Source organism: Solwaraspora sp. WMMA2065, from assembly GCF_030345075.1.
Taxonomy (GTDB): Bacteria; Actinomycetota; Actinomycetes; order Mycobacteriales; family Micromonosporaceae; genus Micromonospora_E.
The window spans coordinates 3508964-3535097 of record NZ_CP128361.1 but is presented as its reverse complement, the minus strand read 5'-3'; the positions used below and the strand labels follow the sequence as shown (position 1 = coordinate 3535097).

At 70.5% G+C, this 26134-nt stretch carries 21 protein-coding genes and 1 pseudogene; 7 read left to right on the top strand and 15 right to left on the bottom strand.

All coding sequences use genetic code 11. From position 1 onward, the window contains the following. Positions 1-105: 105 nt before the first annotated feature. The 3 genes from O7610_RS30890 (at position 106) to O7610_RS15950 (ending at position 4281) form a co-directional block, all read left to right on the top strand. The gene (locus O7610_RS30890; protein WP_502959029.1) at positions 106-3096 is read left to right on the top strand and encodes an amino acid adenylation domain-containing protein; all 2991 of its coding nucleotides are present in this window, start codon (positions 106-108) and stop codon (positions 3094-3096) included. Between the two features lie 70 nt (positions 3097-3166). Beyond that, positions 3167-3931 carry an enoyl-CoA hydratase-related protein gene (locus O7610_RS15955; protein ID WP_281551529.1) on the top strand — a complete coding sequence of 255 codons (765 nt, stop codon included), beginning with the start codon at positions 3167-3169 and terminating at the stop codon, positions 3929-3931. A gap of 131 nt (positions 3932-4062) precedes the next feature. Then, the gene (locus tag O7610_RS15950) at positions 4063-4281 is read left to right on the top strand and encodes a hypothetical protein (RefSeq protein ID WP_278174201.1); all 219 of its coding nucleotides are present in this window, start codon (positions 4063-4065) and stop codon (positions 4279-4281) included. 33 nt (positions 4282-4314) lie between these two features. Here the strand turns inward: O7610_RS15950 and O7610_RS15945 are convergent, their stop codons facing one another. The 11 genes and pseudogenes from O7610_RS15945 to O7610_RS15895 all read right to left on the bottom strand — a co-directional run bounded on the left by O7610_RS15945 (position 4315) and on the right by O7610_RS15895 (position 16669). Continuing rightward, positions 4315-5277, bottom strand: coding sequence for a TIGR03557 family F420-dependent LLM class oxidoreductase (locus tag O7610_RS15945; RefSeq protein WP_289211271.1), 963 nt, complete (start codon positions 5275-5277; stop codon positions 4315-4317). 338 nt (positions 5278-5615) lie between these two features. After that, a complete protein-coding gene (locus tag O7610_RS15940) occupies positions 5616-8318 on the bottom strand; it encodes a KGGVGR-motif variant AAA ATPase (RefSeq protein WP_289211270.1) in 2703 nt (900 codons plus the stop codon). After that, a complete protein-coding gene (locus O7610_RS15935) occupies positions 8315-8704 on the bottom strand; it encodes a hypothetical protein (RefSeq protein WP_281551526.1) in 390 nt (129 codons plus the stop codon). Before O7610_RS15935 ends, O7610_RS15940 begins: the two co-directional genes overlap by 4 nt. 127 nt (positions 8705-8831) lie before the next feature. Next, positions 8832-10073 (bottom strand): beta-ketoacyl synthase N-terminal-like domain-containing protein, encoded by a 1242-nt coding sequence (locus tag O7610_RS15930; protein ID WP_475048423.1) that lies wholly within the window; start codon positions 10071-10073, stop codon positions 8832-8834. A gap of 44 nt (positions 10074-10117) precedes the next feature. Beyond that, complete coding sequence (locus O7610_RS15925) at positions 10118-11401, bottom strand: beta-ketoacyl-[acyl-carrier-protein] synthase family protein (protein ID WP_281551524.1); 1284 nt, start codon at positions 11399-11401, stop codon at positions 10118-10120. 119 nt (positions 11402-11520) lie between these two features. After that, positions 11521-11892 (bottom strand): annotated as a pseudogene (locus O7610_RS15920) (cupin domain-containing protein); the annotation flags it as partial. Then, positions 11889-12689, bottom strand: a complete 801-nt coding sequence (locus O7610_RS15915; protein ID WP_281551523.1) for an SRPBCC family protein — start codon at positions 12687-12689, stop codon at positions 11889-11891. The pseudogene O7610_RS15920 and the gene O7610_RS15915, both read right to left, overlap by 4 nt. A gap of 24 nt (positions 12690-12713) precedes the next feature. Further along, positions 12714-14084: an acetyl-CoA carboxylase biotin carboxylase subunit gene (locus O7610_RS15910; RefSeq protein ID WP_281551522.1), complete on the bottom strand. Its 1371-nt coding sequence runs from the start codon at positions 14082-14084 to the stop codon at positions 12714-12716. 13 nt (positions 14085-14097) lie between these two features. Continuing rightward, positions 14098-14598 carry an acetyl-CoA carboxylase biotin carboxyl carrier protein gene (gene accB / locus O7610_RS15905; protein WP_281551521.1) on the bottom strand — a complete coding sequence of 167 codons (501 nt, stop codon included), beginning with the start codon at positions 14596-14598 and terminating at the stop codon, positions 14098-14100. Beyond that, positions 14595-16337 carry an acetyl-CoA carboxylase carboxyltransferase subunit alpha gene (locus O7610_RS15900; protein ID WP_281551520.1) on the bottom strand — a complete coding sequence of 581 codons (1743 nt, stop codon included), beginning with the start codon at positions 16335-16337 and terminating at the stop codon, positions 14595-14597. The genes accB and O7610_RS15900 overlap by 4 nt, the downstream gene beginning before the upstream one ends. Further along, a complete protein-coding gene (locus O7610_RS15895) occupies positions 16334-16669 on the bottom strand; it encodes a TcmI family type II polyketide cyclase (RefSeq protein ID WP_281551519.1) in 336 nt (111 codons plus the stop codon). The genes O7610_RS15900 and O7610_RS15895 overlap by 4 nt, the downstream gene beginning before the upstream one ends. 337 nt (positions 16670-17006) lie before the next feature. Here O7610_RS15895 and O7610_RS15890 point away from each other — a divergent pair, with 337 nt between their 5' ends. Then, on the top strand, positions 17007-17813 hold the full coding sequence (locus O7610_RS15890; RefSeq protein ID WP_281551518.1) for an AfsR/SARP family transcriptional regulator: 807 nt from the start codon (positions 17007-17009) through the stop codon (positions 17811-17813). On the opposite strand, the gene O7610_RS15885 is transcribed toward O7610_RS15890, so the two are convergent. The 4 genes from O7610_RS15885 to O7610_RS15870 form a co-directional block, all read right to left on the bottom strand. Then, entirely contained in the window at positions 17791-18441 is a 651-nt protein-coding gene (locus O7610_RS15885; RefSeq protein ID WP_281551517.1) for a hypothetical protein, read from the bottom strand. The genes O7610_RS15890 and O7610_RS15885 overlap by 23 nt on opposite strands. 108 nt (positions 18442-18549) lie before the next feature. Then, positions 18550-20442 carry an ABC transporter ATP-binding protein gene (locus O7610_RS15880; RefSeq protein WP_281551516.1) on the bottom strand — a complete coding sequence of 631 codons (1893 nt, stop codon included), beginning with the start codon at positions 20440-20442 and terminating at the stop codon, positions 18550-18552. Positions 20443-20446: 4 nt separating this feature from the next. Beyond that, a complete protein-coding gene (locus tag O7610_RS15875; RefSeq protein ID WP_281551515.1) occupies positions 20447-22627 on the bottom strand; it encodes a hypothetical protein in 2181 nt (726 codons plus the stop codon). Then, positions 22624-22965, bottom strand: coding sequence for a hypothetical protein (locus O7610_RS15870; RefSeq protein WP_281551514.1), 342 nt, complete (start codon positions 22963-22965; stop codon positions 22624-22626). The genes O7610_RS15875 and O7610_RS15870 overlap by 4 nt, the downstream gene beginning before the upstream one ends. Positions 22966-23314: 349 nt before the next feature. Between O7610_RS15870 and modA the strand changes: the two genes are divergently transcribed. The 3 genes from modA to O7610_RS15855 are packed head-to-tail and all read left to right on the top strand — an operon-like array spanning position 23315 to position 26132. Further along, positions 23315-24112, top strand: a complete 798-nt coding sequence (modA, locus tag O7610_RS15865) for a molybdate ABC transporter substrate-binding protein (RefSeq protein ID WP_281551513.1) — start codon at positions 23315-23317, stop codon at positions 24110-24112. Then, on the top strand, positions 24109-24939 hold the full coding sequence (locus O7610_RS15860; protein WP_281551512.1) for an ABC transporter permease: 831 nt from the start codon (positions 24109-24111) through the stop codon (positions 24937-24939). The genes modA and O7610_RS15860 overlap by 4 nt, the downstream gene beginning before the upstream one ends. After that, positions 24936-26132, top strand: a complete 1197-nt coding sequence (locus O7610_RS15855; RefSeq protein ID WP_281551511.1) for an ABC transporter ATP-binding protein — start codon at positions 24936-24938, stop codon at positions 26130-26132. The genes O7610_RS15860 and O7610_RS15855 overlap by 4 nt, the downstream gene beginning before the upstream one ends. Positions 26133-26134: the final 2 nt, after the last annotated feature.

The following is a 26134-nucleotide window of genomic DNA, read 5'->3' as shown; positions in this document are numbered from 1 at the left end:
TATCATTAATCATCACTGCATATGGTCGAAAATGTATTTCTATGCTTCGATGGGTCGGAGGCGCGCCGTCCCCCGGTCGGTGCAGAGCATTGAGGAGGAACAGTCATGCCACAGCGTGGTTCCGGTCGACCAGCGACCCGATTCCGGGCCAGCGCCGTGCGGCAACGCGGCATTCCCGGGATCGCCACCGCTGCGGTCGGCACCGGACCGTTGGCCATCCTGTCCGACCAGGACAGACAGTTGTTCCGTCGGTTCGGCTACGGTCCGGCTGAGCCGATCGTCTCCACCCACATCCAGCACGCGATCGAACAGTGGGCCGTCCTCACCCCCGACACGGTCGCCGTCGAGCACCTCGACGAGCGCATCACCTACCGACAGCTGGACCGGCAGGCGGACCGTCTCGCCGCCCGGCTGATCGCCCACGGGGTAGGTCCGGGTGACCGGGTCGGCGTGTTCACGCGCCGGTCGATCCCCATGGTGGTCGGCATCCTCGCCACCCTGAAGGCCGGCGCGGCGTACGTGCCCCAGCACGCCGGGGTGGCCACCGAGGCCCACCTGCGGCACGTCACCGACACCGCCGGCATCCGGATCGTGCTGACCACCACCGAGACGGCGGGTCAGCTGCCGCACCTGCCGGGCCGGATGCTGATCGCCGTCGACGAGCTGCTCACCCAGCCGCTGGCGGACTCGGCGTACCCGGTCGTCCCGACCGGTCCGACCAGCCCGGACGACGGCTGCTACGTGCTGTTCACCTCCGGCACCACCGGCCGACCCAATGGGGTCACCGTCACCCATCGAAACGTGTGCAACCTGCTCCTGACCGCCCCCGGCGACCTGGGCATCCAGCCGGGGTGGCGGGTCGGGCAGATTCTCAGCATCGCCTTCGACATGGCCGCCTGGGAGATCCTCGGTTGCCTCAGCCACGGCGGAACCCTGGTCGTCCGGGGGAGCGACATCGCGGCGACGGTCGAGACGGTGGACGTGGTGATCGCCACCCCGAGCGTGCTGGGCGCCGTCGACCCGGACCGGTGCCCACGGGTCAAGGTGGTCGCCGTGGCCGGTGAACCGTGTCCACGGGAGCTGGCCGACCGGTGGGCCCGACAGGCGGTCTTCTACAACGGCTGCGGACCGACCGAGACCACCATCGTCAACACCATGCACCGGCACGACCCCGCCTCCGAACAGCTCACCATCGGCCGGCCGACCCCGAACAACACGGTGTACGTGCTGGACGCCGACCGCCGGCCCTGCGCGATCGGCGAGGTGGGGGAGATGTGGGCGGGTGGTGACTGCGTGTCGGTCGGCTACCTCGGCGATCCCGAGCTCACCGGGCAGCGGTACGTCCCGGATCCGTTCCTCGGCGGTGGACGGATGATGTTCCGTACTCGGGATCTCGGACGCTGGACCCCCGACGGTGAGTTGGAGCACCTTGGCCGCACCGACGACCAGGTCAAGGTCCGTGGGTTCCGGGTCGAGCTGGATTCGGTCTCCGCCGTCCTGGAAGCGGTGCCGGGTTGCCGTCGGGCGGCGACGATCAAGGTCGACGACCGTACGCTCGTGTCGTTCGTCGCCCCGGCGACCGTTGACCCGACGGCGGCGCGGGCCGCGGTCGCCCGGACTCTGCCGTACTACTGCGTGCCCGAGCGGGTGCACGCCCTCGAGTCGCTACCGGTGACCGATCGGGGCAAGATCGACAAGGGGGCGCTGCGCCGGTCGCTGGACCGCCCGGCCCCGCCCAGCAACCCGGCCCCGCCCAGCAATCCGGCCCCGCCCAGCCATCCGGCTCGGTCCGACCTGCCGGCTCCGCTGCCGTGGCAGCGCCGGATCCTCAGCCATCCCCGGCTGATGCCGTACCACCGGCTGGCCGCGCTGGTCCTGGCCGGCAACGCCGCACTGCTGTACTACGCGCTGACCACCGGCGGCTGGTGGCAGGCGACCGACGGCGGCCTGGCGAACCTGTCGTACGCCGCCCTGGCCAACGTCGCCCTGGCGGTGCTGATCCGCCAGCAGTACATGATCAACCTGCTGTTCTGGCTGGCCACCCGGGCGCCGACCCGGTGGCCGCTGCGGGTGCGCTGGGGGTTGGGCAAGGTCTACCACTTCGGTGGGCTGCACGTCGGTGGCGCACTCGCCGGCACCGCCTGGTTCGCCGGGTACGTCGCCGAACTCACCCGGCAGGCGTTGGCCGGCCGGGCCGTCACCGCCGTACTGGTGCTGTCCTACCTGTTGGTCGCGCTGCTGCTGGCGATGGTGACGACCGCGCTGCCGCCGGTTCGTGGCCGCTGGCACGACCTGTTCGAGCGGGTCCACCGGTTCGGCGGGTGGGCCGCGTTGATCCTCCTGTGGGCCCAGACGGTGCTGGTGGTCGACGGTGCCCGCGACGGGAGGCCGTTGGCCGCCGCGCTGCTCGGCTCGCCGGCGCTGTGGACCCTGGCACTGCTCACCGTCAGCGTCGCCCTGCCGTGGCTGCGGCTGCGCCGGGTGCCGGTGCAGGTGGACCGGCCGTCGAGCCACGTGGCCATGCTGACGTTCGGTCACACCACCCCGTTCGCCGGATCGTCCACCGCGATCAGCCGTCGTCCGCTGCTCGAATGGCACTCGTTCGCCAACGTGCCGGCGCCCGGTGAGCGCGGCTTCCGGCTGACGGTGTCCCGCGCCGGCGACTGGACCGGCTCCCTTATCGACGACCTGCCGAACCGGATCTGGGTCAAGGGCATCACCACCGCCGGCGTGGCCAACATCGAAACGCTGTTCACCCGGGTGGTGTACGTCGCCACCGGCAGCGGCATCGGGCCGGTGCTGCCGCATCTGCTGGCCGGCAAGGTGCCGGCCCACCTGGTCTGGTCCACCCGCAGCCCGCGGACGACCTACGGCGACCAGCTGGTCGACGAGATCCTGCGGGTGCAGCCCGACGCCACGATCTGGGACACCGCGCAGCGTGGCAAGCCGGACATGGTGGCCCTGGCCTACCAGGCATGGCAGGCCACCGGCGCCGAAGCGGTGATCTGCATCGCCAACCAGAAGCTCACCCGGCAGGTGGTCCACGGGCTGGAACGCCGGGGGATCCCCGCCTACGGCGCGATCTGGGACTCGTGAAACCGGACTGGGCCGACTGAAAACGGACCATCCGACCGACGACCCTGCGAATCCGACTGGAGGAACCGACATGCATCTGACGACCGAGCGGGACGGTGCCGTGGTCACCGTACGGCTGCACCGGCCCGCGGCCCGCAACGCACTCACCACCGCGCTCTGCGACGAACTTCTCGCGACCCTGCGACCACTGGACCGGGACCCGGACATCGGCTGTTTCGTGATTACCGGGTCGGACGGCTTTTTCTCCGCCGGCGCCGACATTCGAGAGATGGCGGCGATGAGCCCGGTGCAGGCGATGACGGCCGATCTCTTCGCCGGCTGGGAGGAGTTCGCCGCGTTCCGGACACCGAAGATCGCCGCGGTCGCCGGCTACGCGCTCGGCGGTGGCTGCGAACTGGCCATGATGTGCGACCTGGTGTTCGCCGCCGAGGACGCCCGGTTCGGTCAGCCCGAGATCACCCTCGGGGTGATCCCCGGGATCGGCGGCACCCAGCGGCTGACCCGGCTGGTCGGCACGGCGAAGGCGATGGATCTGATCCTCACCGGGCGGATGATGCCGGCCCGGGAGGCGGAGCAGTGCGGCCTGGTGTCCCGGATCGTGCCCGCCGACCAACTGCTCGTCGAGGCCCGGTCGGCGGCGGCGGTGATCGCCGGGCACAGCCGGCTCGCGGTCACCGCCGCCCGCGAGGCGGTCCAGCGGGCGCAGGAGGTCGGACTGCGTGAGGGGCTACTGTTCGAACGGAGGGTCTTTCACGGATTGTTCGCCACCGCCGACCGAGCGGAGGGGATGTCCGCGTTCCTGGAAAAACGGCCGGCACGGTTCACCGGCAGCTGAGCCGACCGAGCTTCACCGGCCGGACGGGCTGTCACCGGCCGGCCGGCTGCGGCGGACGGATCCGGCGGGATTTGATAGTTATTGTGCGTACGGATGAGGCGCGGGCTGGCTGAACCGGCAAGGATCGGCATATGAAGGTTCTCTTCCTGGGTGGCCCGTGGCATGACCAACGTCGCGAGGTGACGCCCCGCCGCCTCGCCGCTGCCGCGGACACCTTGCCAACGCAGTACACGGTGCCGCTCCGACCCGGGGTCAAGCCCGTCACCTACACCCGCCGTTACGCCCGCAGCCAGGGCGAGCGGCTGCCGGTCTACGTCGCCCCCGACTATTCCGGCCCGGCCCGCGCCTGACAACCGCGGCGCCGACGCCTGAGCCGGCCGCCGTCACCGGTCGAGCCCCCGCAGCCGGTCGGCCAGCTCTCGCTCGAAGAAGTCCAGGAAACCGTCCGGGTCGGGCCCGGCGTTCTGCAGCACGATGTGGTCGAAACCGGCATCGACGTACGGTTTGACCGCCTCGAGGTGCACCGCCGGGTCCGGCCCTACGCTGAAGTGTGCGGCGATGTCGTCGGCGTCGACCATCGCCGAGGCCGCCTCGAAGTTCACCGGGTTGGGCAACTCGCTCATCACCTTCCAGCCGGTCAGCGCCCAACGGCTGGACTCCCAGGCCGCCTTGACCGCCTGCTCCTCGTCCACCGCCCAGGCCATCGGCACCTCGGCGTAGCGCGGCCCGGCGCCGCCGGACCGCCGGTAGTGCTCGACGATCGAGCCCTTCGGCTCGGTGGCGAACAGTCCGTCGCCGAGCTCGGCGGCCAGCCGGGCGGACTCCGAGCCGCTGGCGGCCACCGCGATCACCGGCGGGGTCGGCGGCAGGTCGAACACTCGCGCGTCGTCGAGCTGCAGGTGCTTCCCCTGGTACGAGTGGTAGCCGCCGGACCAGAGCAGTCGGATGATCTCCAGCGCCTCGCGGAGCCGCTCGTGCCGCCCGTGCACACTCGGGAACGGTTCCCCGGTGACGTGCTCGTTGAGCCGTTCGCCGGCACCCACGCCGAGGGTGAACCGGCCGTCGGACAGCAGCGCCACGGTCGCCGCGGCTTGGGCGACGATCGCCGGGTGGTAACGCAGGCTCGGGCAGGTCACGCCGGTGGCCAGCCCGATCCGTTCGGTACGGGCGGCGATCGCACCGAGCACACTCCAGGTGAACGGCGAATGGCCCTGGGAGTCCAGCCACGGGTGGAAGTGGTCGCTCATCTCGACGAAGTCGAACCCGGCCTGCTCGGCCCGGACAGCCTGAGCGATCAGGTCGGCCGGTCCGAACGCCTCGGTGGCCAGCTTGTAGCCGATCCGCATGTCGCCTCCCCGGTGGTCGTCCGCGTCACGTCCAGTTGTCCGTGGCGCCGTCCAGGGTTGCCCTACCCCTGCCCGACGGATCTATTCGCGTTCACGGTCGATCCGCAGTTTCCATCCAAGCTGCAGTAGACCGATGGTCCGTGCACGTTGGGAGTGAGCACCGACAGCACCAGGAAGCCGGCGACGTCCGGCAGGCTGCGCGGCCGACGCCGGCAGGCCGCGCAGTACGGCGGCTGTCACCGGGATGCGGGCCAGTGCCCACCCTTCAGCACGGGGGTGGGGGCGCGCGTGGGGAGGCAGTCGATGCCTGAGGCTGAGCAGTGGCGGGCCGGACCGGTCTACCCCAAGATGTCGTTGCGCCTGCGGACCAGGTTTGCCACCGCGATGACGCGTGGGCGGCGGCCGCCCGCGACGTCGAAGCCAAGGCCATGGCGAAAGATCTCTGGAATCCAGTAGTGGTCCGCCTCGCGGAAGACCACGCCGTTTGCGTCGAGTAGTTGTGCCTGCTCTGCGGTGAGACCGACAGATTCCAGGGTGAAGGGGAGCTTGCGGCGATCGGCGTCGAGCGACCTGAGACGGTCCAAAAGTGCACCGACCGGCCTGTTTTCGAGACTGATGGCTTCGATCTTCTGGCTACTGCATCGAGGTAGTGCGCTACGCATCGCGACCGGTGTCAGTATTCGATCCGACCATCGGTCGGTGCCCGTCGATGCGGTGGCCGCCTCGGATAGGAAGGAGACGATGTCGCGGGCCTGGATCTGTTGGCGGAAGTCAGAAAGTGCCGCGAAGAACCACACATCTGATCGAGCTTCCTTTGATTTCGGAGTCCCCATCTTGTCGCCCCATACAGTGCTCATCTGGTCGGAGAGTTGATCGGCGGTGGCGGTGCGGACGCTGTCTGCGGATGCGGTGAGCGCGCCGGCCCTCTGACATACCCATGCCGCCAGTCTGAGCGCCTCCTCTCTGTTCCAGCGCAGTGCATACTTCTCATATCTTTTCTCGAACTGTGCCACGTTCTGGTGGATGGCCTTTTGTACGAGGTCCCGTCGGACGAAGGTCACCATTCCCAGTGGGCGTCCCCGCAAGGTGCGGAGCCACTCCGGACAGTCGACTAGCAGGGCGCGCAGGGCTCGCTGTTGACGGCTGTCCTCGACGAACTCCGGGAACAGGTCCTCAAGCCCGTCGATGACGAAGATTACTGAATTGGAGCGGGCAAAGGAGGCCAATGATTCCTCGACCTGTTCGGGGGTGGTGTCCAGGCCGATTGCGCGGGCAAAGCAGGTGAGCCATACTCGCCGCCAACCTCCCGATGTCAGCTCGCCGGACAGGGCGTCCTCGACGTTTTCGCGGACCGCCTGCGATCCGGCCGCTACGCCGCCGGTAAGCCTGTTGGCTTCCGCGATGCGTCTCTCGTTGATCGCTGTGGCCGATTGATCGCCCAAATTTGTTGACGCCAGGACAGGGATTGTTGGGATTCGCAGGGTCGCATCGTCGACTCCGGCTGCAGCCGCAAAATCAGCCCATGTCGTCCTCCGGCACAGCTGGAGGTACGTGAAGGTCTTCCCGGCACCTTTTCCGCCGACGACGATTTCGATTGGTGGCTCGGTCCGGTGTGCTTCGGCGAGGTTGCGTAGTGCGTCGGTGACTAGGAAGTCAACCTCTGGAGAAGTCTCTGCGAAGACCAAGTTTCCCGCGACCGCCGCGAGTCTCGACCTGATCGCGTCGAGATCGGCGGGCTCAGGTTCTGCTGGCACAGGCGCACCGGGGTTCAAGCGGGGCAACGAATCGATCAATGGGGTCAGCGGCTGTGCGAGTCTGGCGCGTTCGGCCAGTCCGGTGACGGCTTCCCACGAGGCTGGAAGATTTAGCAGTATCGGATTGAACTCGCTTGTCATTGAAGGAATCGCTATGTCGGCGTCAACCGTGGAAGCTGCTTGGCTCGTTGACGATACGGCGTAGGCGGCGCGCCGCAGGTCGGCGGCTACCTCTGCCAGCCGATCGCCATGGTCCTGCCCGCTGAACTGCGTGAGTAGAAGTGCGCAGTCGGGGTCGTTCTCCATGCGGGCAGGTGCGCGTTGCGCCAGCTCGGCGAGAACTCGTTCGGTACCCTTGACCGACTGGTCGCTGATGGTCGTGACGAACACCCTGAATACCCGCGGATCCAGTAGGAGGGGTGCGCTCAGTTCGCTCACGCCGGCTCTCAGATCGACCATGATGACGTCGGCACCGAGCGCGTGGCCGAGTCGAGCAAGTGCATTCGAAAGAACGTAAGGACTGCGATCGGGGGTCAACAGGTCGACCGGCTCAATCTGCGGTGGTGATATCCGGCTGTGATCTCGGCGGGCCGGCATCACCACCACGCCGTCGATTTCCTGGTTCACCAAGAACTTCCGGCCGAGGCTGATTGCCTCCGTGAATGATGAATCAACCGAACCTTGCACGAGGGCGAGGAAATCTTCGTAGGCAAAGTCGATGCGAATCGACTCGGCAATCATCCAGGTTATACCCGGTGCTTCGAGATCGGCATCAATCAGCAGTACCCGTTGCCCGCTTGAGGCAAGTTTCTGAGCCGCCGCCACACAGTGCAAAGTTCGACCGACGCCGCCCTTGAATGAATGAAAGGCCACGATCGGGATGTCGTGCGGCAATGGCGTTGTCGGAACGGGCAGCGGGTTCGCCAGCTCCGCGACCACCCGCCGATCCGTCCAGCGCGGACGCCGATCGCCAGGCGCGGGCGGGTCGTCCTGATCGATACTCACCGCGAGCGGTCGCTCCTCGCCAGCGTCATCGAGTAGCAGGCACCCGCGAGCGGGTTCGACGGTAAGTGGTCCGAGCACTTCGCGCAGCCAATGCCAGACATCGTCGGGCGGCGTCAGCGGGGCGACGGAGACCCGCACTCCGTCCCAGTAGGCGTCGATCTCCCGCAGCCATCCCGGCCACCGGCCTTGTCGGGCCAGCGCGGCGAAGTACAGGTTGACATCGAGCCAGGTGAACAGGTGGTCAGGATGCGAGGGACCAGAAACGTCCAAACGCTCGTTCACCGGCCCAGCTCCTTCCGACACCACTGGCCAAGGGATACCAAGCCTGCCACACAGCTCCGCTCGCCACCGGCATCCAGGCCCGCGCCGTATCGCCATGCCTCATGCAGCTGTGCTACCGCAACGGGCGGGGCGGGCGCGTTCGCTACGGCGACGCGCTTGCAGTCCACGAGCCGCTGGTACGCGGCTGGCGTGAGCCGGAGCTCTTTGGCGAGCCGCCGCAGGTCATGGCTGAGCAGGTCCGAGGGCAACTGATCGGTCCGCTGTAGGTTCCTCCGCCGCAGCGCTGCGGCCTTGAGTCCACATTCCACGGCATAGAACTGGAGCAGATTCGAGACCTGGCCGGCGGTGACCTCTGCGGACTCGAGCAGCCGAACGAAGCTCTTCACAAGATCACGATGGGTGACATGAAGGGGCACCGAGTGATACTACTGATCCCCGAGGCGCTTGCCGGCCGACGGTTCGCCGTGACGGTTCCTAGGGCGGTCGGGAGCGGGCCGCACGGGTAATAGTTGATCATTCCCAGTCCGGGTCGCGGCGCAGCAGCAGGGCGCTGTTGAAGCCGTCGAAGCCACGGGCGGCGACCAGCGCGGCGTGCCCCGCGCACTCCCGTGGCGTACGGACGAAGTCGAGGTCGCAGCCGGGTGCCGGGCGGCGCGGTGCGGCGGTCGGCGGCAGCAGCCGGTGCCGCAGCGCCAACAGCGCCGTCGCCACATCCAGCGCCGCACTGCCCTGGTGTGCCCGCCCGGTCAACGGCTTCGGCGTGGTCACCGGCGGCGCCGCCGGGCCGAAGACCGCCCGCACCGCCCGCGCCTCGGCCCAATCGAAACGCGGTACGCCGAGCGCGTCCGGCAGGCAGACGTCCACCTGCGCCGGAGCCACCCCGGCGGTCGCCAGCGCCCGGCGCATCGCCCGGGCGTACTGGTCGGCGTCCCCGCCGGTGTGCCGGTCGGTGTGCCGGGCGTCGTGGCTGGCACCCCAGCCGGCGACCTCGCCGTAGATCACCGGGGCGCCCCGGGCCAACGCGTGCCCCAGCTCCTCGACGACCAGCACCGCGCCGCCCTCACCCGGCAGGTAGCCGGCGGCGTCGACGTCGAACGGCAGGTACGCCGACTCCGGGTCGGTGCCGGTGCTGAGCAGCCCGCTCCGCAGCTGGCAGGCCAGCGCGTACGGGCTCAGCGCGCATTCGGTGGCACCGGCCAGCACCACGTCGGCGCCCCGGCGGATGGTCCGGGCGGCGTGCGCCAGGCTGTCCAGCCCACCGGCCGCCTCGGCGACCAGCACCCCGCAGGCGCCCTTGAACTGGTGGGCGATGGAGAGCTGGCCGACACTGGCGGCGTAGAACCAGGCAATCGACTGGTACGCCCCGACGGTACGGCCGGGCCGGCTCCACAGCCGCTGCAGCTCCCGCTGGCCGAACAGGTTGCCCCCGGACGAGCTGGCCAGCGCCACCGCGTACCGGTCGGGGTCGTCGGCGGTGTCCGGCAGCCCGGCGTCAGCCAGCGCCAGCCGGGTGCCGGCGAAACCGAGATGGGTCCACCGGTCGGTCTGCACCGCCCGCCGGTTGTCGGTCCACTGTAGCGCGTCGAAGTCGGCCACCTCGCCGGCCAGGGTGACCGGGTACGGCGCCGGGTCGAACAGGGTGATCCGCCCGGTGCGGACCTGCCCGGCCAGGGTCGCCTTCCAGTGCGCGTCGGCACCCAGCCCGGTCGGCGCCACCACGCCGATCCCGGTGACCACCGCCCGCCGCCCGGGCACCGCGGCCCGCTGACCGGGCAGCGCGGCCGGGGGGCCGTCGGCGCTCACCGTACTGTCCTGTCCGGTCGGGCGAAGACCATCGCCGACTGGAATCCGCCGAATCCGCTGCCGACCGACAACGCGACGTCGACCGGTAGCTCACGGGCGGTGTTCGGGACGTAGTCCAGGTCGCATTCCGGGTCGCGGGTGCGCCAGTTCGCGGTCGGCGGGACCACCCCGTGTGCCATGGCCAGCGCGCAGGCCGCCATCTCGATCGAGCCGATCGCGCCGAGCGAATGCCCGATCATCGACTTGATCGAACTGACCGGCACCCGGTACGCCGCGTCCCCGAGCGCCCGTTTGAACGCGGCTGTCTCGTGCCGGTCGTTCTGCCGGGTGCCGGAGCCGTGTGCGCTGACGTACGACACGTCGTCCGGGTTGAGCCGGGCCTGGTTCATTGCGTCCACGATGGCCAGTGCCATCTCCGCGCCGTCCGGGCGCAGCCCGGTCATGTGGTAGCCGTTGCTGCGGGTGGCGTATCCGCCGATCTCGCAGTAGATCCGCGCGCCGCGCCGCCGCGCGTGGTCCAGCTCCTCCAGCATCAGCACGGCGGCCCCTTCGGCGAGTACGAATCCGTGCCGGTCGTTGTCGAACGGCCGGCTGGCGTGCGCCGGGTCGTCGTTGTCCGGGCTGGTCGCCCCGATCGCGTCGAACGACGCGACGGTGACCGGGGAGATCGGCGAGTCGGCGGCGCCGGCGAGCATCACGTCCGCGTCCCCGTCGACGATCAACTGGTGGGCGTAGCCGATCGCGTCGATGCCGGAGGTGCAGCCGGTGGAGATCACCTGCGCCGGCCCGTGCAGCCCGTGCCGGCAGGCCACGTCGGCGGCCAGGCTGCTGGGCACCAGCGCCTGATAGAGGTACGGCATGGTGCAGTCCGGGTCGACCAGCCAGTGGCTGCCCGCGTCACTGGCCACCACGTACTCCTGTTCCAATGCCACAGTGCCGCCGACCGCCGAGCCGAGCGCCACCCCGGCCCGCTGCCGGCCGGCGTCGTCGAGGCTCAGCCCGGCGTCGGCGACCGCCTCGATCGAGCAGGCGAGGGCGAACTGGACGTACCGGTCGGCCCGTCGCCGCTCGCGCGGGCCGAGCCCGGCGTCCGCCGGGTCGAAGTCGCATTCGGCGGCGATCTGGGACCGGAACGGGGACGGGTCGAAGACGGTGATCCGGCGGGTCGCGGTACGCCCGGCGGTGATCGTCGCCCAGAACGCCTCCCGGGTGGTGCCGCCGGGGGCGACCACCCCGACCCCGGTGACGACGGTACGCCGGGGCGACCCGGCCGCGGTCACGGCCGGTGTCCGTTGGGTGTGGTGGTCCGGGTGCGCGGCACCGGCCGGCGGCCGGGCCTGGCACCGTTCGGACCCGGGCCGGCGGCGGCGTCCGGACCGGGACCGAGCACCGCCGGTCCTTCGGTGTCGACGTGGCCGAGTTCGGGGCGCGGCGCCAGCGGGCTGAGGTGGAAGACCACTTCGGCCGGTGCCTTGCTGACGTTGCGCAGCCGGTGCCGGGTGTTCATCGGCACGAACAGCCCTTCGGCGCGGTGCACCGCCACCGGCAGGTCGTCCAGGTCGACGACGATCTCACCGCGCGCGACGTAGAGGAATTCCTCGCTGTAGGGGTGGTAGTGCTCGGCGATGCGTTCGCCGGGGCGCAGCACCGCCAGGCCGAGGAAGCCGGAGGTGCTGCCGACCGTGCGTGGGCCGAGCAGGACCCGGAGTTCGCCGCCGCGTCGCCGGTCGGCGGCGAGGTCGCGGGCGGCGACGAGCCGTGGATCGTTCATGGGGTGCCTCCGACGGGGTCTGCGGTGCGGGCCAGGGTTTCGATCCGGTCGCGGATGATGTCCAGCTGGATCCGGCTGTTGGTGTTGATCCGTTCGGTCATGCCGGCGTTGTCGAGCGGCGCGGCCGGTCGCATTGCGAAGTCCTGCACCCAGGTCATCCGGGTGCCGCCCAGGACCTCGGCGTAGTCCCAGCGAATCCGCATGTACTCGAACGGTCCGGTCTCCACCCGGTGGGCCAGCACCCGGCGGCGGCTCCGGTCGGCGGTGCGTTCGCTGACCCAGCTCCAGACCGTTCCGTTCTCGTCCGGGTGCATGGTCAGCCGGAACCGCACGGTGTCCCCGTGCCGGTGCACGATCTGCACCGACGCGTACTCGGTGAACAGGTCGGGCCACCGGTCGACGTCGTTGGTGACCGCCCAGACGAGGTCCAACGGGGCGGCGATCACCACGCTGTTCTCGGTGTGTCCGGGGGGCTGTCCGGTGGCGTCCGCCGCGGCCGTTGTGGCCGGGCCGGTGTCCAAGGCAGCTCCGGCGTCGTCGTCGCCGGTGAGTTCGCTGGCAACCAGCTCGGCGATCTCGACGATGGTCAGGTCCGCGCTGTCTGGCGGGATCCGCACCTGGTACCGGTCGGCCACCACGGCCTGAAGTTCCAGCAATGCCAGCGAGTCCAGGCCGAGTTCGGCCAGGGATGATGCCGGGGCGTCGGCGGCACCGGACGGGTCGAGCCCGCAGTTGCGTACCAGGATCGCGGTGATGTCCGCGGCGGTGACCTTCTGCTGATCATCGGTGATACTCATCCGCTCCTCCTCGGGCGTGTGTGGTCAGGCCGTACGGATCTGCGACGGCTCGTCGAGCAGCCGGCCGACCAGGCCGGTCGAGAGCCGTCCTTTGCGGAACATGGCGTCGTCCAGCACCCGGCGCAGGAACGGGATGGTGGTGTGGACGCCGGGCCCGCGTACCTCGAACTCGCTCAGCGCGCGTTCCATCCGGTTGAGCGCCAGTTCCCGGTCCGGTGCCCAGACCACCACCTTGGCCAGCAGCGGGTCGTAGTGCGGTCCGACGACGTACCCGGTGTGACCGTGGGTGTCGACCCGGGTGAACGGGCCGCCGGGGATCTCGAAGCGGTCCAGCCGGCCGGGGGTCGGGGTGAACCCGCGCTGCGGGTCCTCGGCGTTGACCCGGCATTCGACCGCGACGCCCCGGGGCCGGATGTCCGGCTGGCGCAGCCGCAGCGGCGTACCGCAGGCGATGTGGATCTGTTCCTGCACCAGGTCCACCCCGGTGATCATTTCGGTGACCGGGTGCTCCACCTGGATCCGGCAGTTCATCTCGATGAAGTGGAACTGGTCGTGCTCGTCGACCAGGAACTCGAAGGTGCCGGCGCCGACGTAGCCGACCGCGAGCGCGCCGCGCAGCGCCGCTGCGGCCATCTCGTCGAGCATTGCTGCCGGCAGCGTCGGTGCCGGACCCTCCTCGATCAGCTTCTGATGCCGCCGCTGCACCGAGCAGTCCCGGGTGCCCAGGTGCACCCCGTTGCCGTGGCCGTCGCAGAGCACCTGCACCTCGACGTGCCGGGCCTGGGTGAGGAACCGTTCCAGGTAGACCCGGTCGTCGCCGAAGACCGCCCGGGCGGTCTGCCGGGTCCGGTGGTACGCCGGTGCCAGGTCCGCTTCGTCGGTGACCACTGTCATTCCCCGCCCACCGCCGCCGGCCGCCGCCTTGATGATGACCGGATAGCCGGTTTCGGCGGCGACTGCGGCGGCGTGGGCACTGCTGGGCACCGGCTCCCGGCTGCCCGGCGGCAGCGGCAGGCCGGCCGCCCCGAACACGTCCCGGGCCTTGGCTTTGTCCCCGAGGGCCTGCATGACCTGCGGCGGCGGCCCGATGAAGACCAGGCTGTTCTCCGCGCAGATTTCGGCGAAGTCGACGTCCTCGGAGAGGAAGCCGTATCCGGGGTGGACGGCCTGGGCACCGGTGCGCCGGGCCGCTTCGACGATCGCCGCCGCGTTGAGGTAGCTGGCCCGGCTCGGCGGCGGGCCGATCTGTACCGCCTCGTCGGCGAACCGGACCACCGCCGAGTCGCGGTCCGCGGTGGAGTGCACCGCGACGGTCCGTACGCCAAGTTCCCGGCAGGCCCGGGCGACCCGCAGCGCGATCTCTCCCCGGTTGGCGATCAGGATCTTCTCGAACACGGTCACCGCCTCCTCAGCCCGGTGCCACGGTGATCAGCGGCTGGTCGAACTCGACCGGATCGCCGTCGCCGGCCAGGATCTCCACGACCACACCTGGCCGGTCGGTGGTGATCTCGTTCATCAGCTTCATCGCCTCGACGATCCCGATCACCTGACCCGGCTCGATCGAGTCGCCGACCTCGACGAACGGCGTTCCGCCGGGCTCCGCGGCCCGGTAGAACGTGCCGACGATCGGTGATCCGATCCGGTGCCCGGCCGCTGGCGCGGCCTGGTCCGCCGCCGGTGCGGTCGGTCCGGTCGCCGACGCGTCGGCCGGGGGCGACGGCGTGGCCGCGACCGACGTCGTCCGGTCGTGCCACTCGATCTCGATCACCGTGTCGCCGTGCCGGACCTGGACCCGGCGCAGCGGACCGGTGAGTTCACCGACCAGCGTCCGGGTCTGCTCGGCGAGCCGGCGCAGCTGGCCGGCCGGCTCCGGCCCGGCCGGTGTTCCGTTGGCGGCGGCAGTGGTCATCGCGGCATCACCTGGATCGTCCGGTCGGTGTCGGGCTGCGGTACGGCGGCATCGACGGTGCCTGCCCCGTACCGGCGGAACCGGCGGGAACGTCGACGCAGCAGGTCGGTGGTGGGCACGGCGAGCAGGTCGGACAGCGCGGCGGTCAGCGCCGCCCGTACCCGGTCGGCGGCGCCGGCCGGATCCCGCTGCGCGCCGCCCGGTGGTTCGCCGACGATGCCGTCGGCGACGCCGAGGCGTACCAGGTCGGGCGCGGTGAGCTGGAGCGCGGCGGCGGCCCGGGGTGCGGCGGCCCGGTCGTGGAACAGGATCGCGGCGCAACCCTCGGGACTGATCACCGAGTAGACGGCGTTCTGCAGCATCAGCACCCGGTCGGCGACGGCCAGCGCGAGCGCTCCGCCGCTGCCGCCCTCGCCGGTGACGACGGCGACCACCGGGGTGGGCAGCCGGGCCAGGGTGCGCAGGCAGGTGGCGATCGCGGCGGCCTGGCCCTGTTCCTCCGCGTCGACCCCCGGATGTGCGCCCGGGGTGTCGATCAGGGTGACCACCGGTAGTCCGAGCCGGGCGGCGAGCCCCATCACCCGCAACGCCTTGCGGTAGCCGGCCGGGCTGGCCATGCCGAAGTTGCGGGCCAGCATCTCCCGGGGGTCGTGGCCCTTCTGCTGCCCGATGACGGCGACCGGCTGGTCACCGAGCCGGGCCAGTCCGGCGACGATCGCCGGGCAGTCCGCACCGAGCCGGTCGCCGTGCAACTCGACGAAGCCGTCGAACGCCGTCCGCAGATAGTCCAGAGTGGTCGGCCGGGCCAGGTCCCGGGCGGTACGCACCGACTGCCAGGCGGTCGGCGTCGCGTCGGCCCGGTGCGTCGGCCTGGGGCGCGGAATCGGCCCGGATCCCGGCACCGTCGGTTCGGCCAGCGGACCTGCTCCGGCCCGGCCACCCGCGGCCAGCGCGAGCAGGGCGCGCAGCCGGGGGCGTAGGTCGTGGCGTTCGACGACCATGTCGACCTGGCCGTGCCGGAGCAGGAACTCCGCGGTCTGGAAACCGGGGGGCAACGCCTGGCGGATCGTCTCCCGGATCACCCGGGGGCCGGCGAACCCCATCCGGGCGCCGCGTTCGGCGATCACCAGGTCGGTGTTGGTGGCGAACGAGGCGGCGACGCCGCCGTACGTCGGATCGGTGACGACGCTGACGGTGAGCAGTCCGGCGGCGCGCAGTTCGGCGATCGCGCAGCTGACCGTCGCCATCTGCATCAGCGCCAGGACGCCTTCCTGCATTCGCGCCCCGCCGGAGGCGGTGACCAGCACCAGCGGATCCCGGGCGGCGAGTGCCTCCTCGGCGGCGCGGGTGATCAACTCGCCGGTGGCGCAGCCGAGGCTGCCACCGAGGAACCGGAAGTCCATCACCGCCAGGACGGCCCGATGCCCGCCGATCCGGGCGGTGCCGCACAACACCGCCTCCGCCATGCCGGTCGCCGCCCGCGCCTCGGCCAGCCGTCGCCGGTACGGCATCGAGTCGACGAACCCCAACGGGTCCACCTCGGCGGCGCGGTCGGCGAGCCTGGTGAAGCTGTCCGGGTCGACCAGTTGTCCGATCCGTTCCGCCGCGGTCAACCGCTGGTGGTCTCCACACTCGGGGCAGACCTCCAGGTTGCGGCGCATCCGTCGCCGGTAGACCAGTGCGCGGCAGGCGTGGCAGCGCAGCCAGCGGTTGCGGCCCAGGGCCGCGACGGCGGTCATCGGGGCCGACCGGTGGGTGCGTCCCAGTGGTAGAACCGGTGCGCCATCGCGTCCCGAGGTGACCGCCAGGTCGCCAGGTACGGGCTGATGTAGCTGGCGAGTCGGCGGCTGACCTCGTCGAACTCCGGGTGTCGCCGGGCGGCGGCCACCGCGTCCGGTCCGGTCTCGGCGGTCTCGATCAGATGCACGTACAGGTCGTGCAGCCGGTAGAGCGACCGGTGCCGTACCCCGGCCAGGTGGGGCAGGTCGGTCAGGTCCGATTCGGCGAAGATCTCCGCGACCTGCTGCTCCGCGTCGGGGACCACCTTGGCGATGATCAGCGAGCGATCCATGGTTCCTCCCAGCGGTGTCGGGCCCGGTCCTGGCCAACCTTGCCGCCGTCGGCGTCACCGGCGCGTTGTCCGTGCCGTCCGGGGCACCGTTCACTGGTGACGCCGAGGTCACGGCCTGTGAGTACAGTGCGTGATCGCTCTCGATGTGCGTCGGTATCGCTCCAGCTGCCATCGGGGTTGCAAAATGCCAGGTCAGATGGGATGGGGTCGGTGGGTCAAGCGAATCGGGTAGTCGACTGAATGTTGACTGAGAGTAACCATGATTGATAATCTTCGTGACGCGATGACGTGATGCAAGGGCGGCGACCGGTGACTGACGTGTGCAGGAGGTTCGGCCGTGACGTCAGAGGCAGGCAACGCGGGGGCATCAGTCCGGCTGCTGCTGCTCGGCGGCTTCCGTCTGCTCCACCAGCACGAGACCGTGTTGATCCCCCGTGGACTGCAGCGGATCGTCGCGGTGATCGGGCTGCGACCCGGCGCCACCCGTGCCCACCTGGCCGGTCTGCTCTGGCCGGAAGCCGCCGAGGACCGCGCACTGTCCTCGCTGCGTACCGCACTGTGGCGGCTGCGTCAGGAGCCGAACTGCCCGCTGCGGACCGCCGGCGACACCGTCCGGCTCGACCATCGGGTCCAGGTCGACGTCGACGACCTGGTCCGGACCGCCGCGCGGGTGCGCGACGGTGGGGATCCGCGACTGGCCGACGCGGTGCTCACCGCCGCCCGGCACGACCTGCTGCCCGGCTGGTACGACGACTGGGTGCTGCTGGAACGGGAACGGCTGCGGCAGCTGCGGCTGCACCTGCTCGAGCACATCGCCCGCTCCCATCTGGACGCCGGTCGGCACGACGAGGCGCTGCAGGCCGCACTGGAAGCGGTCGGTGCCGAACCGTTGCGGGAGACCCCACACCGGCTGATCGTGCAGATCCATCTCGCCGAGGGCAACGCCTACGAGGCGCTGCACGCCTTCTACGCGTACCGCGATCTGGCCCTGCGGGAGCTGCAGCTGGAACCGTCCCCGGCGATGGCCGCGCTGATCGGCGACATCCTCACCCCGATCCGGGACGCGCCGGCCCGGCGCACACTCGACCGGCGTCGGCCGGGTGAGTCGGCGTCCGGCCCGGTCAGCCCTCGCCCGGCCCGCTGACCCGTCCGGCGTCACCGCCGAGCGAGACCCGGACCAGGGCAGCGGCGAACCGGGGCAGGTCGCGCTCACCCACCAGGGCGGCCAGCCGCCGCGGTGAGGTCGGTAGATCCAGCTTGCGGGCCCCGGTCACCACCCGCTTGTCCAGGTACGGACGTAGTCCGGGCCAGACCGCCTGCGCCTCGCGCAGGAAAATGTCCGCTCCGGTCGGGCCGATGCCGGGGAACATGGTCAGCAACCGGCGCAGCACGGCCGGATCGTCACCGCCCTCAGCGTGCAGCCGCCGCAGGTCACCGCCCCACCGCTGGTGGCACAGTTCGGCTCCGTCGCCGAGCATCGTGGCGGTCCGTTCGTCGTACCGCCGGTAGTGGCCCCGGCCGAGCGCGTCGACGCGGTCCTGCCAACCGGCCGCGCACATCGCCGCCGGTGTGCGGTAGCCGGCCGCGAACAGTTCCCGAGCGCCGGCGACCGCGACCCCGGCCGAGATCCGGGCGCTGAGCAGGGTGGCCAGCACCAGCAGCTGGTACAGCGGGGCCGGCCGGTCGGCCAGGGCGATACCCGCCTCGACGCTGAACGTCCGGCCCTGCCGGTCGAGCAGCGCGTCGACCGCGCGTACCTGCCGATCCGCCATCGTGGCAACCTCCGTTCCCGGCCGACGAGGTACCCCCGGCGGTGCGCATGAAACGGAGCAGCCCGCCGTGCCCCCCCGCCGGCGTCGTCGGTCGCTTTCGGCGTCGGGTCAGCCCACGTCGCTCGGCACCAGCTCCCCGGTGCCGGCGCGGTCACCGTCCGCAGACCCGCCGACGCGGTCACCGTTCGCCGCTCCGCCGGCCTGGGCGATCCGCAGCGCCTCCACCAGGTCGCGGTACAGCTCGTCGGTGGCCGACAGCGTCTCGTGGTCGCCGTACGCCCGGATCCGCCCGCTGTCCATCACCACGATGGTGTCGGCGTCGATGACGGTGGAGAGCCGGTGCGCGATGGTGACCACCGCGCCGTTGCCGGCCTGCTCCCGGATGCAGTCGTGGATGGCCGCCTCGGTGAGTCCGTCGACCTGGGCCGTCGCCTCGTCGAGCAGCAGGACGTCCGGCCGCCGCAGGATCGCCCGGGCCAGCGCGATCCGCTGCCGCTGCCCGCCGGACATCGACGACGGAGTGAGCAGGGTGTCCAGCCCGTCGCCGAGCGAGTCGATCTTCTCGGTCAGCCGGACCGCGTGCAGCGCGCGGTGGATCTCCCCGTCGGTGGCGTCCGGATGGGTGAACAGCAGGTTTTCCCGGATGGTGCCGGGGATCACCGGGGTGTCCTGCTCGACGTACGCCAACCGGCTCCGGACCTGCTCGTGGCCCAGCGACGGGTACGGTCGACCGTCGAGCAGCAGCTCGCCCTGCTGCGGTGCGAGAAACCGCAGGATCAGCGAGAAAAGGGTGGTCTTGCCGGCGCCGGAGGGGCCGACGATGGCCAGGTGCCCACGGCGTGGCACGGCGAGATCGATGTCGCGTACCGCGGCCGGTAGGTCGGGTCCGTAGCCGGCGGTGACCTGCCGCAGTTCCAGTACCGGCCGGTCGGTGTCGTCGGTCGCCCGACCCGCCCGGCGGGCAGCCGGCTGCGGGCTTGTCCCCGGTGCCGGGGTAACGGCCGGGTCGGCCTCGGCCGGCATCGCCTCGACCTGCCGGATTCGACCGGCCGCGGCGATCCCGGACTGCAGCGCGGTGAGGTGCCGGCTCAGCGTGGTGACCGGCTCCATCAGCCCGAACGCGTACAGCAGGAACGCGATCAGGCTGGAGACCGGCAGCGCGCCGGTGCCGACCCGCCAGGCGCCGAGACCGAGGATCGTGATGATTGCCAACTGGATGCCGGCCCAGGCGACTGTCCAGGCGAGGGCTTCGCGGCGGATGGCCGCGATGCTCTGCCGGGCCGACTCGCGGGCCTCGCCGACGATCCGCTCCGACTGGCGCTGCTCGGCCCGGCTCACCTTGACCGTGCGGATCGCCCGTAACGTGCCCTCCAGCGCCGCACCCAACTTGCCGACGTGCTCCTGGGCGCGTTCGCGTGCCTTGGCGATGCCCGGCAGCAACAGGCTGAACAGGACGGTCATCCCGGCCACCGAGGCGACGGTGGCGCCGAGCAGCACCAGGTCGAGCACTGCCATCAGCACCAGAGTGCCGACCATCCTCACCGAGCCGTTGATCAGGCCGATCACGCTCGACGAGGCGGCTTCGCGCAGCAGCACCGTGTCCGAGGTGACCCGGGTGACGAACTCGCCGGTGGGCCGGGCGGTGACGGCCGGCACGGTGGCCCGGAACAGTCGGCGCACCATCGACTGGCGGGCGTCGAGGATCACCCGTTCACCGACGGTGCCGAGCAGGATCCACTGCCACAGCCAGATCACGACACCCAGGACGAGCAGACCGAGCAGCGCGAGCACCGGGCCGCGCAGCGACGCCGCCCCGGTCAGGGTGTCCAGCACCCATTTGGTGACCATGGGCGTAGCGAGGCCGGCGGCGGAGCCGACCAGGGCGAGGCACAGGCCGAGGCCCAGCGCGCGGCGGTGCGGCCGGGCGAACGACCAGAGCAGGCGGAGCCGGGGCAACCGGCGGTCGGCGACGGGGGGTTCGGCGGTCTGCGTGACGGTCACACCATCAAGTGGACCACGGGCCGCCGTCACGGTCGTCGCCGTCAGAGGACGGCGGGAGGGCCTTCGCCGTGTCGCCGCTGCTATCGAGCTGGAGCCTCCGCCGCAGCCTCCGCTGCTCGTCGGTGATCCAGTCCCGTCCGTCTGCGGAAACCGACTCCAGGATTCGGATCGCGGAGCTGATGCCGGAGGAACTGAGCGCCAGCTGCCGCAGCCGTGCAAGGTTCTCCTCCGGTCCCAGGAAACCCTTCTCGAAGTTCTCGACCAGTACGTTGATTTCGCGGCCCCCCGCGAGGTTGAGGTTAAATGCTTGGCGGGTTACGAGTTTGTTCACGTGCGGCCCAAATGCGCCTGCCTCCTGAGGTGAGAGAAGCTTGCGTTGTCCGTCGGAAAGTCGGAGGCCGAATTCATCTACCCGTACCGACTCAATCATGTCGTACCGGAACGTCTGTCGGCTTTCGTTGCTCAGCGTTCCGGTGGCGAAATCCATAGACATGGCGACCTGGCGGACGCCGCGTTGACTCAATAGAAAGAGGATCATCTCGTACTTCGAGTAACGAGGTGGCCCGTGCAGTACCCGGGCGCGCAATGCGTCCGGTGCCTCCTGGGTCATCAGCACATGCGTGATGACGTCGCGGTTCGACAACCCGTAGTCGCGCATCACCTCCATTCGGATGAAGACCTTGTCATAGTCGAGCCAGCGGGCCATCTCCTCGTCGGACGGCCGGTCGGCGAGCACCTGCGACCATCGGCCGAACTCGGTCCGCTCGGCAGCCAGTCGGGCAGTGGACTCCCGGCTCTCCTCCGCGTAGCGGATCCGCTCCGACTGCAGGGTCAGCAGCGCCTTCCACGATACCCACTCACCCGTGACGAGCAGCATCGCTGCGAGCAGTGCGTGCCACGGCATGGCGAACATTCCGAGAATCACGGCGGTAACGGTGGCGATGTGGAAGGCTGTCCATCCCGAGGAAACACCGACACGCACTGAAAAGGGAACACGTAGCCGTTCGCGGAACTCCGCCAGTTTGCCACGCCGCCACTGGTCGGCGGCGCGCCATGCGTACCACCGCACCAGCCACCGGATCCTTGCCACGTCCGCGTCGGGGTAGCCGTACAACAGCGTGAGATCGCGACGAAGGGTGGCGCGGATGCCGACAGTTAGCCCGGCCCACTGCACGTCGGACAGTCGTTCTCGGGGGCGGAAGCTTGCGAAACTGTCGCTGACGAGGCGTTCGAGAACGGAGCTGAACGGCTGTGGCGCGGACCAGCCGGCCGGTAGCGTGTCGGCGTACGAGCTAAACTCTCGTTCGCTGCGGGCGAGGCGGCGGCGCATCCAGTCGTGCCGGGGACCAAACAACGCGATGCCCGCGCCGCCGGCAAGCCAAAGAAGCGTGACCAGGGCGCTGCCGCCGAGACTCTGCCTTCCGGCGGTCAGGAGGGCGAGGGCTACGCCGCCGCCGACGGCGGCGAGGCCCAGCCCAAGCCGGATCCAGGCGTCGAGTCTGCTCTTTTCCGGGGCGACCGGCATCGGCTGCGGGGCCAGCGGGATCGGCTCAAAGAACATCCAGACCCGGTCGCGGCGGCCGTCTCCCATCCTTTGGGTGCTTATCTCGCCAGCCAGCTTGGCATCCAGCAGATCCTGGAGCTGCCCGGACAGAATCATGTCCAGGTGCCGGATTATTTCCTCTCGTCGTTTACTGTCAAGCTTCTGAAAGCGGTCCAGGATGCGGTGTATGCTGATCTGGGACTCGTCGGCTGCCTGCTGAGTTGAGTTTGCGACCATCATCTCGACGGTTTCCAGTGCTTCGGTCCACTCGTCGCGAGGTCGGTCTTTGGTGAGCTGAGCCTGTCCGTTGATCGTACGGAACTCATCATCAGACAGGTGGTCCACCGTTCGGCCGCTCAGCACCGCGACGAGGTAGTAGTAGACCACCTTGTTGGACGACTGCGGCGAGGTGATCAGATCTCGGAGCAGTTCGCGGGCGGAAGTGACTACACCGCCTCGGAGCATCCGCTCGGCGGCCGCGAGCCGCTCCTCGAAAGAGGCCTGCGGGTTGACCTGATATGTCTTGTTCTCAATCAGGACCTGTTTGCCGATGTTAATGTCACGAGCGGCGTACAGGTTCCGGTCGGTCGGCTGCCGTGGCTGCTGCACGGGTTGACTGAAGGCCCCGGTCGGCATGCTCATGCCCCGAAGGAACCCAGGATCGTCGCCACGTTCGCGCTGATCGCCAGCGTACCGGGAAGAATCTTCCCGATCCGGGTCAGCGCGGCCTGCAGCGCACGCTGCTCTTCCCGATCATCAGCAGGAAGTTGTTGCTGTGCGCAGATCAACTCGCGCTGCGCCGCAGCGTAATCTGCCTCGGCCAGTTCGCCTCGGGACCGAGCGTTGGCGAGCATCTCGCCCAGTCGCTCCAACGCCTCCTGTAACGCCACGACGCCGCCGAGATCCTCCGTACCGCCTGACTGCTCGAAGATGATCTGCTCGTTGATCTTGATGTCACGTCGAGCATTGAAGTTGGCCATCTGATCTCCAGATCAGGATCTGTCAGGTTGCGGGCAATGGCGCGACGACATGGCTCTCCGCCAGTGTGCGGCGCGGCGAATCGTTTATACCTCCGGAGTTCGAGCAGCGACAATCAGCGACGACGTCAGGCCGGTGTCAGATATTGGCAACACGGCCGGCTGGTTGTATCGCTCACGACGCCGGATCGGTGGAAATCGGCGACGTCCGGCCAGAATTCGCCGAGCGGCGGCCGTCGACACCTGGCGGGGCACTCGCCAGCGTGGGACCGGTCGGACCGAGGTCATCGCACCTGCCAGCTGCCTGGCGACGGTATCCGGCCTCGCTTCTGCGGTATATACGCTGGTCCGCGTGACGACGACTCACCGGCGGACGTACGGCACCGTTCTCGCCACCGCGCTGCTGGCCGCCGGCTGCGCCACCGGCCCTGCGGCGGCGCCCGGCGACAGCCGGGACGACGCCGTAGCCGGCGTCACCGGCCCACTCACCGTGCTGGCCGCCGCCTCGCTGACCGACGCGTTCACCCGAATCGGGGCCGACTTCGAGGCGGCCAACCCCGGTGTGTCCGTCACCTTCAGCTTCGCCGGCAGCTCCCAGCTAGCCCAGCAGATCACCGCCGGGGCACCCGCCGACGTGTTCGCCGCCGCCAGCCCGGCCACCATGGCAACGGTCGTCTCCGCAGGCGAGGCAGCCAGCGAACCGGCCGTCTTCGCCCGCAACCAGCTGGTCATCGCGGTGCCGGACGGCAACCCGGCCGGCGTCACCGGGCTGGCCGACCTCACCAGGTCCGGCGTCAAGGTCGCCCTCTGCGCTGAGCAGGTGCCATGCGGGGCGGCCGCCCGTACCGCGCTCGACGCCGCCGGCAGCGACCTCGTCCCGGTAACCTTCGAACGGGACGTCCGCGCCGCGCTGTCCAAGGTCCGCCTCGGCGAGGTGGACGCCGCCGTCGTCTACCGCACTGACGCGGCCGCCGCCGCCGACGAGGTCGACGCCGTCGAGTTCGCCGAGTCCGGCCAGGCGATCAACGAATACCCGATCGTCACCCTGGCTGCTGCCACCAACCCGCAGGCCGGGGAGGCCTTCGTCGGGTACGTCCGCTCCGCCGCCGGCCAGGCCGACCTGACCGACGCCGGCTTCCAGCGTCCGTGACCACGCCCGCGCCGCCCGCCGTCAGCCGGCGACGTCGCCGCACCGACCGGCGGCCGCCGGTCTTCCTCGCCCTGCCCGCCCTGGCCGGACTGGCCTTCCTGACGCTGCCGCTGGCCGGCCTGCTGCTGCGTACCCCGTGGGCGCAGCTGCCGGCCCGGCTCACCGCGCCCGGCGTCCTCGACGCGCTGCGGCTGTCCCTGCTGACCGCCACTGCCGCCACCGTGCTCTGCCTGCTGCTCGGCGTACCGCTGGCCTGGTTGCTGGCCCGCACCCGGTTTCCCGGCCGGGGCCTGATCCGCGCCCTGGTCACCGTGCCGCTGGTGCTGCCGCCGGTGGTCGGCGGCGTCGCGCTGCTGCTCGTCTACGGCCGGCGCGGCCTGGTCGGCGGCTGGCTGGACAGCGCGTTCGGGGTGACCCTGCCGTTCACCACCACCGCCGTCGTGCTCGCCGAAGCGTTCGTCGCCATGCCGTTCCTGATCATCGCGGTCGAGGGCGCGCTGCGCGGTGCCGACCCCCGGTACGAGGAGGCCGCCGCCACCCTCGGGGCCAGCCGGTGGACCACGTTCCGCCGAGTCACCCTGCCGATGGTCGGCCCCGGGATCGCCGCCGGTTCGGTGCTGTGCTGGGCGCGGGCGCTCGGCGAGTTCGGTGCCACCATCACCTTCGCCGGCAACTTCCCCGGCCGTACGCAGACCATGCCGCTCGCCGTCTACCTCGCCCTGGAGCAGGACTTCGACGCCGCGATCGTGCTGAGCCTGCTGCTGCTGACCGTGTCAGTGGTGATTCTCGCCGGGCTGCGGGAGCGCTGGGTCGGTGGTCTGCGGTGACCACGCGGCGACGGGCCGACGACCCCGTCCCCGACCCGGGGCCGGCGGCGGCGCTCGACGCACATCTGGTGGTCCGCCGCACCGGGTTCACCCTCGACCTGCGGCTGACCGTCGTCCCCGGGGAAGTGGTCGCGCTGCTCGGGCCCAACGGCGCCGGCAAGACCACGGCGCTGCGGGCCCTCGCCGGACTGCAGCCGCTGCACGCCGGCCACCTGCGCCTCGGCGACCGGACGCTGGACCAGCCGGACGCGGGGTTGCTGGTGGCACCGGAGCACCGGCCGATCGGCGTGGTCTTCCAAGACTATCTGCTGTTTCCGCACCTGACCGCGCTGGACAACGTGGCGTTCGGGCCGCGTAGCCACGGCGTGCCGCGTCGCGTCGCGCGCGACACGGCGGCTGGCTGGCTGGACCGGGTCGGGCTGACCGGGCACGCCCGCCGCCGGCCCCGGGAACTGTCCGGCGGGCAGGCGCAGCGGGTCGCGTTGGCCCGGGCGCTCGCCGTACGCCCGCAACTGCTGCTGCTCGACGAGCCGCTCGCCGCGCTCGACGCCCGGACCCGCGCGGAGACCCGCGCCCACCTGCGGCAGCACCTCGCCGCGCACACCGGCGTCGCCGTGCTGGTCAGCCACGACCCGTTGGACGCGATGATGCTCGCCGACCGGCTGGTGATCGTCGAGAACGGCCGGCTGGTGCAGTCGGGTGACGCGGCCACCGTCACCGCCCGCCCGCGCAGTGACTACGTGGCCCGGCTGGTCGGGCTCAACCTCTACCGGGGCAGCGGGGACGGGAGCAGCGTCACGCTGCCCGGCGGCTTCCGGCTGGTCGCCGCCGAGCCACAGCGCGGCGACGTGTTCGTGGCGTTCCCACCGTCGGCGGTGGCGCTCTACCGGCAGCGTCCGGACGGCAGCCCGCGCAACTCGTGGCCGGCCACCGTCAGCAGTGTCGCCCGCAACGGCGACCGGCTGCGGGTCGAGTTGGCCGGGCCGTTACCGGTCGGAGCGGACGTCACCGCGGCGGCGGCCGCGCACCTCGACCTGCGTCGCGGCGAGCGGGTGTGGGCGACGCTCAAGGCGACCGAGGTGGCCGGGTATCCGGCAGACCCGGACCGTACGATTCTCGGTGGAAGCCATGCTTCCGACGGCAATTCGTCTCCAGGAGGGAATCCAGGTGAGCACCGGGGTCGAGACGCGTGAGT